At 45.0% G+C, this 16,479-nt stretch carries 12 protein-coding genes; 10 read left to right on the top strand and 2 right to left on the bottom strand.

Features of this window, described 5'->3' with window-relative positions; translation table 11 throughout:
- The first annotated feature begins 86 nt into the window (after positions 1-86).
- The 8 genes from J7E35_RS04345 to pyrE are packed head-to-tail and all read left to right on the top strand — an operon-like array spanning position 87 to position 9,592.
- Positions 87-1,031 carry an aspartate carbamoyltransferase catalytic subunit gene (locus J7E35_RS04345; RefSeq protein WP_214777283.1) on the top strand — a complete coding sequence of 315 codons (945 nt, stop codon included), beginning with the start codon at positions 87-89 and terminating at the stop codon, positions 1,029-1,031.
- Positions 994-2,277 (top strand): dihydroorotase, encoded by a 1,284-nt coding sequence (locus J7E35_RS04340; protein ID WP_214777281.1) that lies wholly within the window; start codon positions 994-996, stop codon positions 2,275-2,277. Before J7E35_RS04345 ends, J7E35_RS04340 begins: the two co-directional genes overlap by 38 nt.
- Positions 2,274-3,371, top strand: coding sequence for a carbamoyl phosphate synthase small subunit (locus tag J7E35_RS04335; protein ID WP_214777279.1), 1,098 nt, complete (start codon positions 2,274-2,276; stop codon positions 3,369-3,371). The genes J7E35_RS04340 and J7E35_RS04335 overlap by 4 nt, the downstream gene beginning before the upstream one ends.
- Positions 3,358-6,570: a carbamoyl-phosphate synthase large subunit gene (gene carB, locus J7E35_RS04330; protein ID WP_214777277.1), complete on the top strand. Its 3,213-nt coding sequence runs from the start codon at positions 3,358-3,360 to the stop codon at positions 6,568-6,570. The genes J7E35_RS04335 and carB overlap by 14 nt, the downstream gene beginning before the upstream one ends.
- Positions 6,570-7,334 (top strand): dihydroorotate dehydrogenase electron transfer subunit, encoded by a 765-nt coding sequence (locus J7E35_RS04325; RefSeq protein ID WP_353050334.1) that lies wholly within the window; start codon positions 6,570-6,572, stop codon positions 7,332-7,334. Before carB ends, J7E35_RS04325 begins: the two co-directional genes overlap by 1 nt.
- Entirely contained in the window at positions 7,331-8,272 is a 942-nt protein-coding gene (locus J7E35_RS04320) for a dihydroorotate dehydrogenase (protein WP_214777273.1), read from the top strand. The genes J7E35_RS04325 and J7E35_RS04320 overlap by 4 nt, the downstream gene beginning before the upstream one ends.
- The gene (gene pyrF, locus J7E35_RS04315; protein ID WP_214777263.1) at positions 8,244-8,960 is read left to right on the top strand and encodes an orotidine-5'-phosphate decarboxylase; all 717 of its coding nucleotides are present in this window, start codon (positions 8,244-8,246) and stop codon (positions 8,958-8,960) included. Before J7E35_RS04320 ends, pyrF begins: the two co-directional genes overlap by 29 nt.
- On the top strand, positions 8,957-9,592 hold the full coding sequence (gene pyrE, locus J7E35_RS04310; protein ID WP_214777261.1) for an orotate phosphoribosyltransferase: 636 nt from the start codon (positions 8,957-8,959) through the stop codon (positions 9,590-9,592). The genes pyrF and pyrE overlap by 4 nt, the downstream gene beginning before the upstream one ends.
- A gap of 126 nt (positions 9,593-9,718) precedes the next feature.
- Here the strand turns inward: pyrE and J7E35_RS04305 are convergent, their stop codons facing one another.
- On the bottom strand, positions 9,719-10,732 hold the full coding sequence (locus tag J7E35_RS04305) for a DUF3231 family protein (RefSeq protein ID WP_214777259.1): 1,014 nt from the start codon (positions 10,730-10,732) through the stop codon (positions 9,719-9,721).
- Between the two features lie 316 nt (positions 10,733-11,048).
- Here J7E35_RS04305 and J7E35_RS04300 point away from each other — a divergent pair, with 316 nt between their 5' ends.
- Positions 11,049-11,696, top strand: a complete 648-nt coding sequence (locus tag J7E35_RS04300) for a VTT domain-containing protein (RefSeq protein WP_214777257.1) — start codon at positions 11,049-11,051, stop codon at positions 11,694-11,696.
- Between the two features lie 76 nt (positions 11,697-11,772).
- Here the strand turns inward: J7E35_RS04300 and J7E35_RS04295 are convergent, their stop codons facing one another.
- Positions 11,773-13,482 (bottom strand): Rqc2 family fibronectin-binding protein, encoded by a 1,710-nt coding sequence (locus tag J7E35_RS04295; RefSeq protein WP_214777255.1) that lies wholly within the window; start codon positions 13,480-13,482, stop codon positions 11,773-11,775.
- Between the two features lie 277 nt (positions 13,483-13,759).
- Between J7E35_RS04295 and J7E35_RS04290 the strand changes: the two genes are divergently transcribed.
- A complete protein-coding gene (locus tag J7E35_RS04290) occupies positions 13,760-16,450 on the top strand; it encodes a calcium-translocating P-type ATPase, SERCA-type (RefSeq protein WP_214777252.1) in 2,691 nt (896 codons plus the stop codon).
- Positions 16,451-16,479: the final 29 nt, after the last annotated feature.

The following is a 16,479-nucleotide window of genomic DNA, read 5'->3' as shown; positions in this document are numbered from 1 at the left end:
TTATGCCGGCAAGCTCATAGTCAAGCACCCTGTTGAACAGAAAACAGGGTGTTTTTTTCTTGCAAAAAAAGAAGGGGGGATCAGCGGTGAAAGGGGATTTACTGACGACATCACAGCTTAGTGAACAAGAAATACAGGAAATTATTCTGTCTGCGGGTGAATTTGCCAGCGGGAAGACATGGCAGCCAAAAGAAAAACTGTACATCAGCAATTTATTCTACGAGCCAAGCACAAGGACAAAGTCCAGCTTTGAAATGGCTGAACGCAAGCTTGGACTCGAGGTGATTCCGTTTGAGGTCCAGACATCCAGTGTACTAAAAGGCGAAACTTTGTATGACACCGTTAAAACTCTAGAAGCGATTGGCACCGACGTACTTGTAATCAGGCATAGTGCAGATAATTATTTTTCTGAACTCGAAAATGGGATATCGATTCCGATCATCAATGCCGGTGACGGAAAAGGGCATCATCCTACACAGTCATTGCTAGACCTAATGACCATCCAGCAAGAGTTCGGCAGTTTTAAGGACCTTACAGTTACAATCATCGGTGATATTCTCCATAGCCGTGTAGCGAGATCAAATGCAGACGCACTAGTCAGACTTGGAGCAAAAGTTATCTTTTCGGGTCCTGAAGATTGGGTGGATCAAAACTACCTTCCCGCAGGCAGCTGCTATATGTCAGTAGAAGAGGCCATTAAGTGGGCAGATGTGGTGATGCTCCTTCGTGTCCAGCATGAACGGCATGATGGCAAACTTCTGTTTGATAAGAATGAGTACCACCGAAACTATGGTTTAACGATTGAGAGAGAAAGGCTTATGAAAAAGGGAAGCATCATCCTCCATCCGGCACCAATCAATAGGGGCGTCGAAATCGCAGATGAATTGGTTGAAAGTCCAAAGTCACGGATTTTTAAGCAAATGGAAAATGGCGTGTACATCAGAATGGCAGTGTTAAAGAGAGCACTTGAGAATAGGAATGGGGGAATGAAAAATGACAATGTTGATCAAAAATGGCAGATTGCTTACTGAAACAGGAACTGAGTTAACAGATATTTTGATAGAGGACGGAAAAATTGCTGCAATCGGATCTGGAATCTCTACGGATGCTGAGCAAATTATTGATGCTAAAGGAAAGCTGGTTGCACCAGGATTTGTAGACCTGCATGTGCATCTGCGCGAACCGGGAGGGGAGAAAAAAGAAACGATTGCTACGGGTACACTGGCTGCTGCAAAAGGTGGATTTACCACTGTTGCTGCAATGCCGAACACCAGGCCGGTGCCCGATTCAAAAGAGCAGATGGAGTGGCTTCAGAAGAGAATCCAGGAAACAGCTTCCGTAAGAGTCTTGCCATATGCGTCCATTACTGTGCGCGAGCTTGGCCAGGAACTGACCGATTTTGAAGGTTTAAAAGAAGCAGGTGCATTCGCATTAACGGATGATGGCGTTGGTGTCCAGTCAGCAGGAATGATGCTTGAAGCAATGAGAAGAGCTGCAAAGCTTGATATGGCAATAGTCGCACATTGCGAAGACAATACTTTGATCAATAAGGGTTCTCTCCATGAGGGCAGGAAAGCCGCTGAGCTGGGAATCAACGGAATCCCGTCAGTATGTGAATCTGTACATATAGCAAGAGACATTCTGCTCGCGGAAGAGGCAGGATGCCATTACCATGTTTGCCACATCAGCACGAAAGAATCAGTCAGAGCAGTCCGGGACGCGAAGCGATATGGCATAAAGGTAACAGCAGAGGTAACGCCGCACCATTTGCTTTTGAATGAAGATGATATAACCGGAAATGATGCCAACTATAAAATGAATCCACCGCTAAGAAGCCAGGCAGACCACGAGGCATTGGTTGCAGGACTGCTTGACGGGACAATCGATTTTATCGCGACTGACCATGCACCGCATACAAGTGAGGAAAAAGCAGAGGGAATTGAAATGGCGCCATTTGGGATTGTCGGCCTTGAGACTGCATTCCCACTCTTATATACACATATGGTCAAAACAAACATTATTAGCTTAAAGCAGTTGATAGAGTTTTTGACTGTCAAACCTTCAAATACATTCGGACTGCCTTATGGAGAACTGAAGGCTGGTGCACCAGCAGATGTTGTATTGATTGATCTTGATGAAGAAAAAGAAATCAATCCAGAAGAATTTTTATCCAAAGGCATAAATACACCATTCGCAGGCTGGAAGTGCAAGGGATGGCCAGTACTGACGATTGCTGAAGGAAAAATTGTCTGGGAAAAGGGAGTTGTGAGGGTATGAAAAAGCAATTGATCTTGGAAGATGGCACGGTATTTGTTGGTGAAGGCTTTGGCAGTGAAACGGAGACGATGGGTGAGGTTGTTTTCAATACAGGTATGACCGGCTATCAGGAAATCCTGTCCGATCCATCATACTGCGGACAAATTGTGACGCTGACATACCCGCTAATCGGTAATTATGGAATCAATCGGGATGATTTCGAATCAATCAACCCAGCTGTCCAAGGTCTTGTCGTGAAGGAGAATGCTGAATTTCCTTCCAACTGGCGCTCTGAACTGTGTTTGGACGCTTATCTAAAAATGAAAAACATACCTGGCATAGCCGGAATCGATACAAGGAAGCTGACAAAAATCATTCGTCAGCATGGAACATTAAAAGGATCAATCTGCGGGATGGAAGAAAATCCGGATGAAGTCATTGCGGCATTAAAAGGCAGAATCCTGCCGAACGACCAGGTCAAGCAAGTTTCAACAAAAACACCTTATCCAAGCCCAGGACGCGGCCATAGAGTCGTGCTGGTTGACTTCGGCTTAAAGCACGGAATCCTACGGGAACTGAATGACCGAAACTGTGATGTAATCGTAGTACCTTACAATACAACTGCCGAAGAAATTCTCAGCTTGAGTCCGGATGGCATCATGCTTTCAAATGGACCTGGGGATCCAAAGGATGTTCCGGAGGCAATCGAAATGATTAAGGGTCTGCTAGGCAAGGTACCGCTATTTGGGATATGTCTTGGCCACCAGTTGTTTGCGCTTGCCTGCGGTGCAAATACGGAAAAAATGAAATTCGGTCATCGGGGGTCCAATCATCCTGTGAAGGATTTACGGACTGGGAAAGTAGCACTGACCTCGCAAAATCATGGATATACAGTTACTGAAGATTCTGTCACAGGGACAGAGCTTGAGGTTACACATATAGCATTAAATGATGGAACGGTTGAGGGTCTGGCCCATAGAAATGCCGCAGCATTCACTGTCCAATATCACCCTGAAGCTTCACCAGGACCGGAGGATGCGAACGGATTATTCAATCAATTCATCGAGTTAGTAGAAGCAGAAAAAAAGGAGGCAGTCACAAATGCCAAAGCGTAAAGATGTTAACAGTATATTAGTCATTGGGTCAGGCCCAATCATCATCGGCCAGGCAGCGGAATTCGATTATGCAGGCACACAGGCATGCATCGCACTCCGTGAAGAAGGCTATAAGGTCATCCTCGTCAATTCGAATCCTGCAACCATCATGACTGACACGGAAATTGCGGACGTCGTATACATAGAGCCGCTTACTCTTGAGTTTGTGGCAAGGATCATCCGAAAGGAGCGTCCGGATGCCATCCTGCCGACACTCGGGGGGCAGACAGGACTTAACCTCGCAGTTGAGCTGGCTAAATCAGGTGTTTTGGATGAATGTGGCGTGAAGATCCTCGGAACAAAGCTAGAAGCGATCAACCAGGCGGAGGACAGGGAGTTATTCAGGGACTTGATGAACGAGCTCGGACAACCGGTCCCTGACAGCGACATCATTCACAATCTAGAAGAGGCTTATACCTTTGTGGAGAGAGTCGGGTATCCAGTGATTGTCCGCCCTGCTTTTACAATGGGAGGTACAGGGGGCGGCATCTGCAGCAACGAAAAAGAATTGATTGAGATTGTGACGAGCGGCATAAAAAACAGTCCTGTAGGACAATGCTTGCTTGAAAAGAGCATAGCCGGGTTCAAGGAAATTGAATATGAAGTGATGCGTGACAGCAATGATAATGCCATAGTTGTCTGCAACATGGAAAACTTTGATCCTGTAGGAGTCCATACAGGGGATTCCATCGTCGTGGCGCCAAGCCAGACTTTGAGTGACCGTGAATACCAGCTGCTGAGGAATGCCAGCCTGAAAATCATCAGGGCCCTGAAGATCGAAGGCGGCTGCAATGTCCAGCTCGCACTTGACCCTGATAGCTTTAACTACTACGTAATCGAAGTGAATCCGCGAGTCAGCCGTTCCTCTGCCCTGGCATCAAAAGCGACGGGCTATCCAATTGCCAAGCTTGCAGCGAAAATCGCTGTTGGTTTGACACTCGATGAAATGCTGAATCCGGTTACGGGAAAAACATATGCCTGCTTTGAACCTGCGCTTGATTATGTTGTAACAAAAATCCCGCGCTGGCCATTCGATAAGTTCGACTCAGCGAACCGGACACTTGGAACCCAAATGAAAGCAACTGGTGAAGTTATGGCAATCGGCCGTACTTTCGAAGAGTCGCTGCTTAAAGCGATTCGTTCTCTTGAAGCTGATGTAATTCACCTTTCTTTGAATAATCAAAGCGAAATCAACGATGAATTGCTTGAGAAGAGAATTCGCAAGGCCGGTGACGAGAGATTATTTTACCTTGCAGAGGCTATCAGAAGAGGCATTTCAATTGAAACTTTACACAGCTGGAGCAAGATCGATTTATTCTTCCTTCATAAATTAGAGAGATTAATAGCTTTTGAGCAAGAGCTTGCAAAAAAGAAGTTTGACCCGGAAACAGCCAGATCAGCAAAACGCAAAGGCTTTTCAGATAAGGTAATTGCTGAACTGTGGAACGTGGAAGAACAGGAAGTATACCAGTGGCGGATTGAGAACAGCCTGACCCCTGTATTTAAAACGGTCGATACTTGTGCCGCTGAGTTCGAATCAGAAACTCCATACTTCTATAGCACATATGAGGAAGAAAATGAATCAGTGGTGACAGAAAGGGAAAGCGTCATTGTACTGGGGTCCGGGCCGATCAGGATCGGACAGGGAATCGAATTCGATTACGCGACTGTCCATTCCGTTAAGGCCATCAAAGAAGCTGGGTACGAGGCCATCATCGTCAATAACAATCCAGAAACGGTCTCTACGGATTTTAGCATCTCGGATAAATTGTACTTCGAACCTTTGACCATTGAGGATGTCATGAACATTATCAATCTTGAAAAACCAATTGGAGCAGTCGTCCAATTTGGCGGGCAAACTGCAATCAACCTGGCATCAAAGCTTGTAGACAGGGGAGTGAAGATTCTCGGAACAAGCCTTGAGGATCTGGATCGAGCTGAGGACCGTGACAAGTTTGAACAGGCACTATCCGGCATGCAAATCCCGCTTCCAAAGGGAAGTACAGCAAAATCAGTAAAAGAAGCAGCGTTGATTGCATCAGAAATCGGCTACCCAGTTCTTGTGCGTCCATCGTATGTACTCGGCGGCAGGGCAATGGAGATTGTCTATAAGGAAGAAGAACTTCTTCATTATATGAAAAACGCGGTAAAGATCAATCCGGAATATCCCGTGCTGATCGATCGTTATCTGATTGGGAAAGAAGTAGAGGTTGACGCGATTTCCGATGGAGAAAACGTATTGATACCAGGCATTATGGAACATATCGAAAGAGCCGGTGTCCATTCGGGAGATTCGATCGGTGTCTATCCGCCTCAAAGCCTTAGTGAGGATGTAAAACAAAAGCTGGTAAACTATACGATTGATCTTGCTAGAGGGTTGAACATTGTCGGTCTGCTGAATATTCAATATGTCATTGCTAATGAAGAAGTCTATGTGCTCGAAGTGAACCCTCGCTCCAGCCGTACAGTACCATTCCTGAGCAAAATCACGAATGTTCCAATGGCAAAAATCGCAACTAAGGTTATCCTTGGCCAGAGCCTGCGTGCGCAAGGATATGAAACCGGTCTTGTACCTGAGCAAGAAGGAGTTTTTGTTAAGGTACCGGTGTTCTCGTTTGAAAAATTGCGTAGGGTAGACATTACACTAGGGCCGGAAATGAAGTCTACCGGAGAAGTCATGGGCAAGGATACAACCCTGGAAAAAGCTTTGTATAAGGGCATGATTGCTGCCGGCATGAAAATCAAAGAGTTTGGTACAGTCCTGCTAACTGTGGCAGATAAGGATAAAGAAGAAACATTGGCACTGGCAAAAAGATTCTCGAGTATTGGCTATCAGTTGATGGCTACAGAGGGGACAGCCAAATATTTGGAGACTGCCGGCATTAAAGTGAAAACAGTCGGAAAAATCGGTGCTGAAGGACCGAACCTGATCGATGTGATCCGTAAGGGAGAAGCACAGATGGTCATCAACACGCTGACAAAAGGCAAGCAGCCAGAACGTGATGGATTCAGGATCCGCCGAGAATCTGTAGAAAATGGTGTGCCATGCCTGACTTCCCTTGATACAGCAAAAGCGATATTACGAGTCATTGAATCTATGACATTTTCAGCAGATGCACTAAAGCCGATGGAGCAAGCCAAAGAAGGTGCTTTTTCATGATCATGCAGGAAAACTGCAAAGTATTGAGCAACAGACAGATTGCTGAAAATATTTTTGAGCTCGTTCTAAGCGGTGAACTTTCTGCGGCTATGTCTCAGCCAGGCCAATTCGTCCATGTGAAAGTTGGGGAAGGTTTCGACCCGCTTTTGCGCCGGCCAATCAGCATTGCTTCGATCAGTGATGGCACATTCACGATTATCTACAGGAGGCAGGGAAGGGGAACCGCCCTGCTAGCCGAAAAAACCCCAGGGATGTCAGTCGATGTCCTGGGACCGCTGGGTAATGGCTTTCCGGCAGGAGAAGCCAAACAGGGGCAAACGGCAATCCTTGTTGGCGGTGGAGTTGGAGTCCCGCCTATGTATGAACTGGCTAAGCAGCTTGCCCGAAATGGAGTTAAAGTCATAAGCATAATCGGATTCCAAACAGCCAGTGCAGTTTTTTACGAAAAAGAGCTGTCCGACTTTGGTGAAGTGTATGTTACAACTGTTGATGGCACATATGGCAGAAAAGGTTTCGTTACTGATGTTCTTAGCGGTTTGGAAGCGGATATTATTTTTGCATGCGGTCCGACACCCATGCTGAGAGCCGTTGAAAATGGTAATTATGCATCTAAAACCTACCTTTCACTAGAAGAACGGATGGGGTGCGGAATCGGTGCATGCTTTGCATGTGTTTGCCATACGAAGGATGATCCACAGGGCTTCACGTATAAAAAGGTCTGCAGCGATGGACCAGTTTTTTTAGCAGGGGAGGTTGTCATATGAGTTCGCTATCAATCCAGCTGCCAGGGTTAAATCTGAAAAATCCAGTTATGCCTGCTTCAGGCTGCTTCGGCTTTGGCAGGGAGTTCAGCCAGCTGTACGACTTGAGTCTTCTAGGGGCAATCATGATAAAGGCTACGACACCAGAACCGCGCTTTGGAAACCCGACGCCGAGGGTTGCCGAGACGCCAGGCGGAATGCTCAATGCCATCGGCCTCCAGAACCCCGGGTTAGAGAAAGTGTTTAATGAAGAACTTCCATGGCTTGAGCAGTTCGATGTGCCAATCATTGCGAACATCGCTGGTTCAACGGAGGATGACTATGTAAAAGTAGCAGAACAATTGTCCAAGGCTCCGAATATCCATGCCCTTGAACTGAATATATCATGTCCAAATGTAAAAACAGGCGGGATCGCATTCGGCACGGATCCGGATATGGCTAAGGCCCTGACCCGGAAGGTAAAAGATGTGTCTGAAGTGCCTGTATATGTAAAGCTTTCTCCTAATGTATCTGACATTGTCAAGATCGCCAGGGCAGTTGAGGATGGAGGAGCGGATGGGATAACAATGATCAACACTTTGCTTGGCATGAGAATTGACCTGATGACAGGGCAGCCGATCCTTGCGAATAAAACCGGCGGCTTGTCCGGCCCTTCCGTTAAGCCGGTAGCGATCAGGATGATCTATGAAGTCAGTCAGCACGTATCCATCCCGATCATCGGAATGGGGGGGATCCAATCGGCTGAGGACGTGGTCGAGTTTTTCCTGGCCGGTGCAAGTGCGGCAGCGGTAGGAACCCAGAATTTCGTGGACCCTTTTGTATGCCCGAAAATCATCGAGGAATTGCCGGAATGGCTGGCTAAGCTTGGGGCAGACCATATTTCTGAATTAACGGGGAGGAGCTGGAAAAAGAATGAGAGACTCGCTTATTATCGCCCTTGATTTCCCGAACAAGGGACACGTGCTTGAGTTCCTTGAACCATTTGAAAATGAACAGCTTTTTGTAAAAGTTGGAATGGAGCTTTTTTATGCCGAAGGGCCGTCGATTATTGAGGAGTTGAAGAAGCGGAATCATAAAATCTTCCTTGACCTGAAGCTCCATGACATTCCTAATACAGTAAAGAGTGCGATGAAGGTGCTCGCTGGAATGGGGTGTGACCTTGTGAATGTCCATGCTGCTGGAGGTTCGGAAATGATGGCAGCAGCGATCGAAGGCCTTGATGCAGGCACTCCGGCGGGCCTTAAGCGTCCTGATTGCATTGCGGTCACACAATTGACAAGTACATCTGAAATCCAGGTCAATTCTGAACAGCTGATTGGGGTATCGTTACATGAGTCCGTACTAAATTATGCGGCACTGGCTCAAAAGTCAGGGCTTGATGGTGTGGTCTGTTCCCCTCATGAAGCCAGTTTCATTCATGGCCAATTGGGTCAGGAATTCTTGAGCGTAACACCGGGGATCCGCCCAGCTGAAAGTGCGCTTCAGGACCAGAAACGCACGGCTACTCCTGAATTTGCGAGGAAACAAGGTGTATCCGCAATCGTGGTCGGAAGGCCAATTACACGAGCAACTAATCCCCTGGAGAGCTATCTGGCAATTAATAATGAATGGAAGGGTGTATATCAATGAAAAGAGAAATAGCAGAAGCATTGCTTGAAATCGAAGCTGTCAGCTTGCAGCCTGACAATCCATTTACATGGTCTTCGGGACTGAAATCACCGATTTACTGCGATAACCGGCTGACTCTGTCTTTCCCTTCCATCCGCAGAAGAGTGGCTGAAGGATTGAAGAGTTTGATTGTTGAGTATTTTCCCGATGCTGAGATGATCTCGGGAACGGCCACGGCAGGAATTCCGCATGCCGCCTGGGTCAGTGAACTGCTTGAATTGCCGATGAGCTATGTTCGCTCGAAAGCAAAGGGACATGGAAAAGGGAATCAGATTGAGGGGAAGGTTTATAAGGGCCAGAAGGTCGTCGTTGTCGAGGATTTAATCTCCACAGGAGGAAGCGTTATTGAAGCAGTCGAGGCGTTGCGAGAAGCAGGCTGCGAAGTTCTAGGGGTTGTCTCGATTTTTACATATGAATTAGAAAAAGGTGCTCAGCAGCTTAAATCCGCGAATATTCAAGCGTACTCTCTGACTGACTTTTCAACTCTTGCGAAAGTAGCGGAGAAAAAAGGTTTGATCAGCAAAGAGAGCCTGGAAAGTCTGGCCGAATGGCGGAGGGACCCTGCAGAATGGGGGGCAGCTAAGAATAAATAAAGGACATGCAGCCAGCAAAAGGCTGCATGTTTTCATACAATCCTATTTAGTAGTCAATAGCAACAAAGTTTGAGAAAAGAGCCTAAATGATATACGGCTTGGCTTATTGTAATGATCGTTCAAATCCTATTTGCTATTGGATAACTCGTCTTTATCATCTGCCATCGGTGGTCTCTCAAGCCAGCCGTTTTTTATTAAAAGCTGGGCCCCATCTTCTGCATATAACCCGATTTCTGTAACAAGGCCTGTGTACTCCAAAGCAAGATCCCGCCTTTGTGATACTGACAAACCTGCGGAATAAAACCCAATAGCGGCAGAAATTAATGTTTCGATGTGGAATAGCATCAGTTTGTCTGAAAAGGGTGGTACAGTTGAATTAGTAACTTCTGATATCCATAAATTTGGAGAGGATAAATTGTCTTTAATCAAAAAGGACCTGAAAGTCTCGAAATGTTTCTTACAGATATCCCTTCCTTTGTTAAAATATTTCTGAAGTTCTTTAGATTTGCACACTTGTGCAAATCCAATTTCTAACACAATTTTCACTGCAGTCTTTTGCATATTGAAACTTAGTCCGCTGATTTCCATCGCATTTAATGGTCGCTTTTTTCCAAACCAGCCAGTTAAATAGCTTTTATCGTGTACGAAGTCTGCTTTTCCTGGACTATTGATATGTGGTGTTCTGCTGTATAAGCCTTTTTTAAGCATTAAGTGTACAGTTCTTTCGTATAATTCCATTGCTTCTTTATTGCATTCAATAAAATAGGTGATTTGGTCAGCGCGGACAGAAGTACCCACTGCTCCAGCATAACCTGTCATTCCATGCAATGTCATGATATGCATATATACCAACATAAAGGTATCTGAAAATAAAGGAGGAGCATTCAGGTTAATATCCTGATCTATTGTAAAACCTTTTGGACACGGGTAATTTTCTTGCTTTAGAAACTCTTTGACTTTTACAATGTGATGTTCAGCAAGGCTAAGGGCAAATTGAAGGATTTCCTTAATGTCTTCATCTTTAACCGTATTAATGGAATGGTTTAGTATGCAAATAGATAACGAATCATTCATATACTGATTCCAAAGATTCGCTAATTCTCCTGATGACAGGCTAACTTTATGGTTAATATCTTCCACGAAAAATACCTCCAACTTTAAATCCACAATCACTTGTTCGTATGTATTTTTATGATTACAAATTTGACGTCATTATATTATTCGGAGATAAATACCTTTTTATCCAATAATATTTTTCTGCTCGTAAAGAGAAACTGTAAATCGAATTTAAGAATTTCCTAGAATTCAAAAGTAACAATCAATGCGAAAACAGATTTTAATGTTCTGCAAATGAATATAAGCTGGCCTTCAGTTTGGCAATATGCCTTAAGAATATGTTTCAATAGTAATATAACCCAATAGTATTCACCGGGGATCTAGTAGAGGGGATGGACGAATGGATCAAATCCTTCAATTGATGAAAAATATTGATAGTAGTCTCCACTACTATATTGACGAGTATGGTGCAGCCATTTATATACTATTGTTTTTGATTGTTTATTTTAAAACGGCTTTTGTTATTCTGACCTTTTTGCCAGGGGATTCAATGGTTTTCGCGAGCGGTACTCTGGCGGCTACCGGAGATTTAGATGTAGAAAGCTTGTTTTTCCTCTTTGCAGCCGCAACTGTTTTGGGTGACAGCCAGAATTTTTTTATTGGAAAGCAGCTTGGGAAATTGAACTCCGAAAACCAATTTCTATACCGTCTAACATCAGATAAATCGATTGGAAAGGCCAAAAGCTTTTTAGCGAATTATGGGAGGGTTGCCATCACCTCCTCAAGGTTTGTCCCGCTTATGAGAACCTCTGTCCCATTTGTTTCAGGATACACAGGATATGAATTTAGAACCTTCTTAAGCTACAATTTAATTGGCGGGTTGACCTGGACTGCGTTCTGGTTATCCGCAGGATTTATACTAGGGAATATTGCCTGGGTAGAGAATAACTTATTCCTCACCCTGCTGATGGTATCTTCTACTGCCTTCATTCCTGCAATCATTGGTTTCATAAAACAATATAGAAAAAAGAAAGAAGCAGTAGCCTGATGGCCTGACATATATCAGTGCAGCGATCTGTAATAATCAAAACCCGCCTGTTGAAAACAAGGCGGGTTTCTTGATATTACTGTTTCAATTTTAGAATCATATCTTCATCTGGTGTGACGTAAACGGTCTGCTGCTGTTCATAAATCACGAACCCAGGCTTTGCGCCGGCTGGCTTCTTCACATGGCGCACTTTGGTGAAGTCGACAGGAACAGAGCTGGAATTCCGTGCTTTGCTGAAGTAGGCCGCAATTTGCGCTGCTTCGAGAATGGTTTCTTCAGCTGGCTCTTTGCTGCGGATGACCACGTGAGACCCCGGGATATCCTTTGTGTGAAGCCATATTTCATCCCTGGCTGCCACCTTATTCGTTAAGTAATCATTTTGCTTATTATTTTTTCCGACCAGTATTTCTGTATCATCTGAAGATCGGTATTTTTCAAGCTGCGGCTTGAGGTTTTGCTTATTTTTATTACCTTTTTTTTGCCGGGCCCTGATGTATCCGCCCTCTATCAATTCTTCCCTGATTTCCTCTATATCCTTTGGTGAAGCAGCTTCAACCTGCTGCAGGAGAGAATCGAAGTAGAAAACCTCTGCTTTTGCTATTTCTATTTGTTCTTTTACAATATTGACGGAGTTCTTGGCCTTTTGATACTTGGTGAAGTATCTCTGGGCGTTTTCAGAAGGTGTTTTTCGCGGCTCAAGCGGAATCGTGATGGAAGAGCCGTTCTCGTCATAATAATTAACAACGGTCATTTCCTTCATGCCTTTTTTGGCCATAAAGATGTTAGCTGTCAGCAGCTCTCCATATAATTGATATTGCTCAGCCTTTTTCGCATCTTCAAGAGTCATCTCCAGCTTTTTGATCTTCTTCTCATTTTTCTCCTTTTCATTTGCGATCAGCCGCTCAAGATCATTTCCCTGCTGTTTGACCCGGTCACGTTCCGCCTTGCCAAAATAAAAACGGTCGAGAAGGCTGCTCAGCGAATCAAATGTTTTTGCATCACCGTTCAAATGCTCCAGCGGCATCAGGTAAAAGGCTTCTTTAGTACTGCCAATCGTAATGGAAGGATTGTAATTATGTTTCCCTAGTTCACTCATCACAGAGATGAAGGCCTTAGGAATCGTGGTTCGGTTTGCAAGGCCTGCTTTAAAGACTATTTCCCTGGCCAGCACCGGTGACACACCCGCAAAATTGGAAACTAGCTGCTTATCGATTTTCCCAGCGTTAAAATCAATAAGCCTTAAGACATCTTCTTCCTGTGCCTCAAACGGGTTCATTTTTTTCTGCTGGGGAGGCATTACGTACTCTTGCCCGGGCATGATCGCCCTGTGTGTATTCACAGCGAATGAAACATGCTTGATGCTATCTAGAATCATGTTTCTTTGTTTATCGACGATGATGATATTGCTGTGGCGTCCCATGATTTCGACAATCAACTTTTTGTAGGAGATATCGCCGATTTCGTTTCTCCCTTTTACTTCAAAAATAATCATACGGTCCAGGCCGGCCTGTTTGATGTCTTCAATAATGGAGCCTTCAAGGTGTTTACGCAGAAGCATACAGAACATTGGCGGCTCATTAGGGTTATCATATTGCTCGTTTGTGATTTGGACTCTTGCGTAGCTTGGATGAGCAGACAAAAGGAGTTTATGGTTAATTCCGTTTGCCCTCACAGCCAGGATTATTTCATTTTTATAAGGCTGGTGAATTTTATTGATTCGTCCCCCTTTAAGAAGGGTAGAAAGTTCGTTTGTAATGGCTCTTGTAAACAATCCGTCAAATGACATGTGAAATACATCCTTTTCTATTTATCTGAAGCCTTGCCGGGGCTGACCAAGGCGCTTCCGCTTTTATATTGTCCAGCTGCGGCTCCTAACTCCTCGAGACGTTTCGGTCCTGCCAATGAAGTCAAAGAACGACTTCACTGTCAGGCCCTCCAACGCTTGTCGGAGTTGGGCAGTCGCCTTCGCTTTTCTATTCTATAAACATCTTATCATTTTTTTGGACAGGGCTGAATAAGCTTTCTTTAGAGTAGGACAAACAAGGAGGAAGTGTGATGGCCCCATGAAGTTCCATGAGATGAATGAAAATGAAATAGCTAGTGCCTTAAGAACAGATTTTACAGAAGGATTGGAAGAAAAGGAAGTAAAACGCAGACGTGATCAGCATGGATATAACGCATTGGCCGAGGGGGAGAAGCAATCGGCCCTGTTATTATTCTTCAGCCAGTTTAAGGATTTCATGGTACTGGTGCTCCTTGCAGCTACGTTGATATCAGGACTTCTCGGAGAAATGGTCGATGCGATCGCTATCATTGCCATTGTTCTTGTAAATGGTGTTTTAGGGTTTTTCCAGGAAAGAAAGGCGGAAAAATCACTTGATGCCTTGAAAGAGCTTTCCGCTCCGCAAGTCCATGCTTTGCGTGATGGCGAGTGGACCAAGATTCCGTCAAAGGAAGTCGTACCTGGAGATATCCTTAAATTTATAAGCGGGGACAGGATTGGGGCGGATATCCGCTTGATTGAATCCAGAAGTTTGGAAATTGAAGAATCAGCCCTGACGGGGGAGTCTGTCCCCGTACAGAAAAATACAAGTCCGCTGAGGATTCCTAATCCGGGACTGGGTGATATGGAAAATATGGCGTTCATGGGCACGATGGTCACAAGGGGAACTGGAACCGGTGTTGTCGTTGCTACAGGCATGAAAACTGCAATGGGCCAGATTGCTGACTTGCTGCAAACAGCTGAAGCACAGGAAACACCACTTCAGCGCAGGCTTGAACAACTAGGTAAAATCCTGATTACGGCAGCTCTTTTCTTAACCTTATTGGTAGTAGGAATTGGAGTGCTCCAGGGGCATGACCTATATACAATGTTCCTGGCAGGGGTCAGTTTGGCGGTTGCCGCCATCCCGGAAGGTCTGCCGGCAATTGTTACTGTTGCACTGTCACTGGGTGTCCAGAGAATGATCAGAAAGAATGCGATCGTCAGAAAGCTTCCGGCAGTGGAGACACTGGGCTGCGCATCCGTTATTTGTTCTGACAAAACGGGAACGATGACTCAAAACAAAATGACCGTTACTCATCTGTGGAGCGGCAATAAAACCTGGACTGTGGATGGAGTGGGATACTCACCAACAGGATTATTCTTTTATAAAGACAAAAGCGTGGATCCGCATAGTGAAAAGTCATTGCAGCAACTGCTGACATTTGGGATGCTTTGCAATCACGCTGAAATGATTGATAAAGATGGCGAGTACACAATTGATGGTGACCCTACTGAAGGTGCTCTGCTGGTAGCAGCAATGAAAGCGGGTTACAGAAGGGAAAGCCTGCTGGACCAGTTTGAAATTGTTAACGAGTTCCCTTTCGATTCCAAACGGAAAATGATGAGTATGATCGTGAAGGATAAAACTGGACGGAAATTTGCTGTTGTTAAAGGTGCACCGGATGTCCTGATTGGGTTAAGTGATTCAATTCTCTGGGATGAAAGGCAGCAGCGCCTGACAAAAGATTTGACTGCTAAAGTCCAGGGGGCGATTGACGAGCTGGCTGGAAACGCATTAAGAACAATTGCCATTGCCTTCAAACCTATTCCGCAAAACACTGTCGTCCTTCATGAAAATGAAGCCGAGAAAGACCTTGTTTTCATAGGATTGCAGGGTATGATCGACCCGCCGCGTCCTGAGGTGAAAACAGCTGTAAAAGAATGCAGCGACGCAGGTATTAAAACCGTAATGATTACTGGTGACCATGTCATTACAGCGAAGGCGATTGCTAGTCAGTTAGGGATATTAACCAAAGGCAGCAAAGTTTTGGATGGCAAGGCATTATCCGAGTTGTCTGTTACAGAGCTAGAGGATATCGTCGAAGATGTTTCGGTTTTTGCGAGAGTTTCGCCTGAACACAAACTTAAGATTGTAAAAGCTTTGCAAAATAGAGGACATATTGTTGCGATGACTGGTGATGGCGTAAATGATGCGCCAGCGATTAAAGCTGCGGATATAGGGGTGGCTATGGGGATAACAGGTACAGATGTAGCAAAAGAAGCATCTTCCCTCGTACTCCTGGATGATAACTTCGCCACAATTAAAGCAGCCATTAAGGAAGGCCGGAACATCTATGAAAATATCAGGAAGTTCATCAGATACCTCCTGGCTTCCAATGTTGGGGAGATTTTAGTCATGCTGTTCGCGATGATCCTTGGTTTGCCTCTTCCGCTCGTGCCGATCCAGATCCTCTGGGTGAATCTAGTGACAGATGGCCTCCCCGCGATGGCATTAGGACTTGACCAGCCTGAGGATAATGTGATGAAAAGGGAGCCGCGCCATCCTAAGGAAGGGGTATTTGCCCGGGGGTTAGGCTGGAAAGTAGTGTCAAGAGGTTTCCTGATTGGATTGATGACTCTGATTGCCTTCATGATAGTCTATAATAGAAATCCGGACGACTTGGTATATGCACAGACCATTGCGTTTACTACACTCGTGATGGCACAGTTGATTCACGTATTCGACTGCAGGAGCGAAAAATCAATCTTCGCCCGCAACCCTTTTGAGAACAAATATTTAGTTTGGGCCGTTATTTCTTCCTTGGTCATGGTCCTTGTAGTGATCTATTCGCCAGTGCTGCAGCCAATATTCCACACTGTTCCAATAATGGCGATGGATTGGTTATTGATCCTTGGTTTATCGGCAATTCCTACATTTTTGCTTGCGGGAACATTTTTTGCAAGAAAAACAAAGAGAAATATGATATAATCCGTTAGGTAATAGAGAAGGCTCTATTG

Source organism: Bacillus sp. ISL-45 (assembly GCF_018613195.1).
GTDB lineage: Bacteria > Bacillota > Bacilli > Bacillales > Cytobacillaceae > Mesobacillus.
This window is presented reverse-complemented; position numbering and strand designations above follow the sequence as displayed.

What these genes read in the sequence shown, in the direction of transcription:
- pyrF (WP_214777263.1), top strand. Translation starts at nt 8,244, where the DNA reads ATGAGAGACTCGCTTATTATCGCCCTTGATTTCCCGAACAAGGGACAC.
- J7E35_RS04300 (WP_214777257.1), top strand. Translation starts at nt 11,049, where the DNA reads ATGGATCAAATCCTTCAATTGATGAAAAATATTGATAGTAGTCTCCAC.
- J7E35_RS04290 (WP_214777252.1), top strand. Translation starts at nt 13,760, where the DNA reads ATGAAGTTCCATGAGATGAATGAAAATGAAATAGCTAGTGCCTTAAGA.
- J7E35_RS04340 (WP_214777281.1), top strand. Translation starts at nt 994, where the DNA reads ATGACAATGTTGATCAAAAATGGCAGATTGCTTACTGAAACAGGAACT.
- carB (WP_214777277.1), top strand. Translation starts at nt 3,358, where the DNA reads ATGCCAAAGCGTAAAGATGTTAACAGTATATTAGTCATTGGGTCAGGC.
- pyrE (WP_214777261.1), top strand. Translation starts at nt 8,957, where the DNA reads ATGAAAAGAGAAATAGCAGAAGCATTGCTTGAAATCGAAGCTGTCAGC.
- J7E35_RS04320 (WP_214777273.1), top strand. Translation starts at nt 7,331, where the DNA reads ATGAGTTCGCTATCAATCCAGCTGCCAGGGTTAAATCTGAAAAATCCA.
- J7E35_RS04335 (WP_214777279.1), top strand. Translation starts at nt 2,274, where the DNA reads ATGAAAAAGCAATTGATCTTGGAAGATGGCACGGTATTTGTTGGTGAA.
- J7E35_RS04295 (WP_214777255.1), bottom strand. Translation starts at nt 13,482, where the DNA reads ATGTCATTTGACGGATTGTTTACAAGAGCCATTACAAACGAACTTTCT.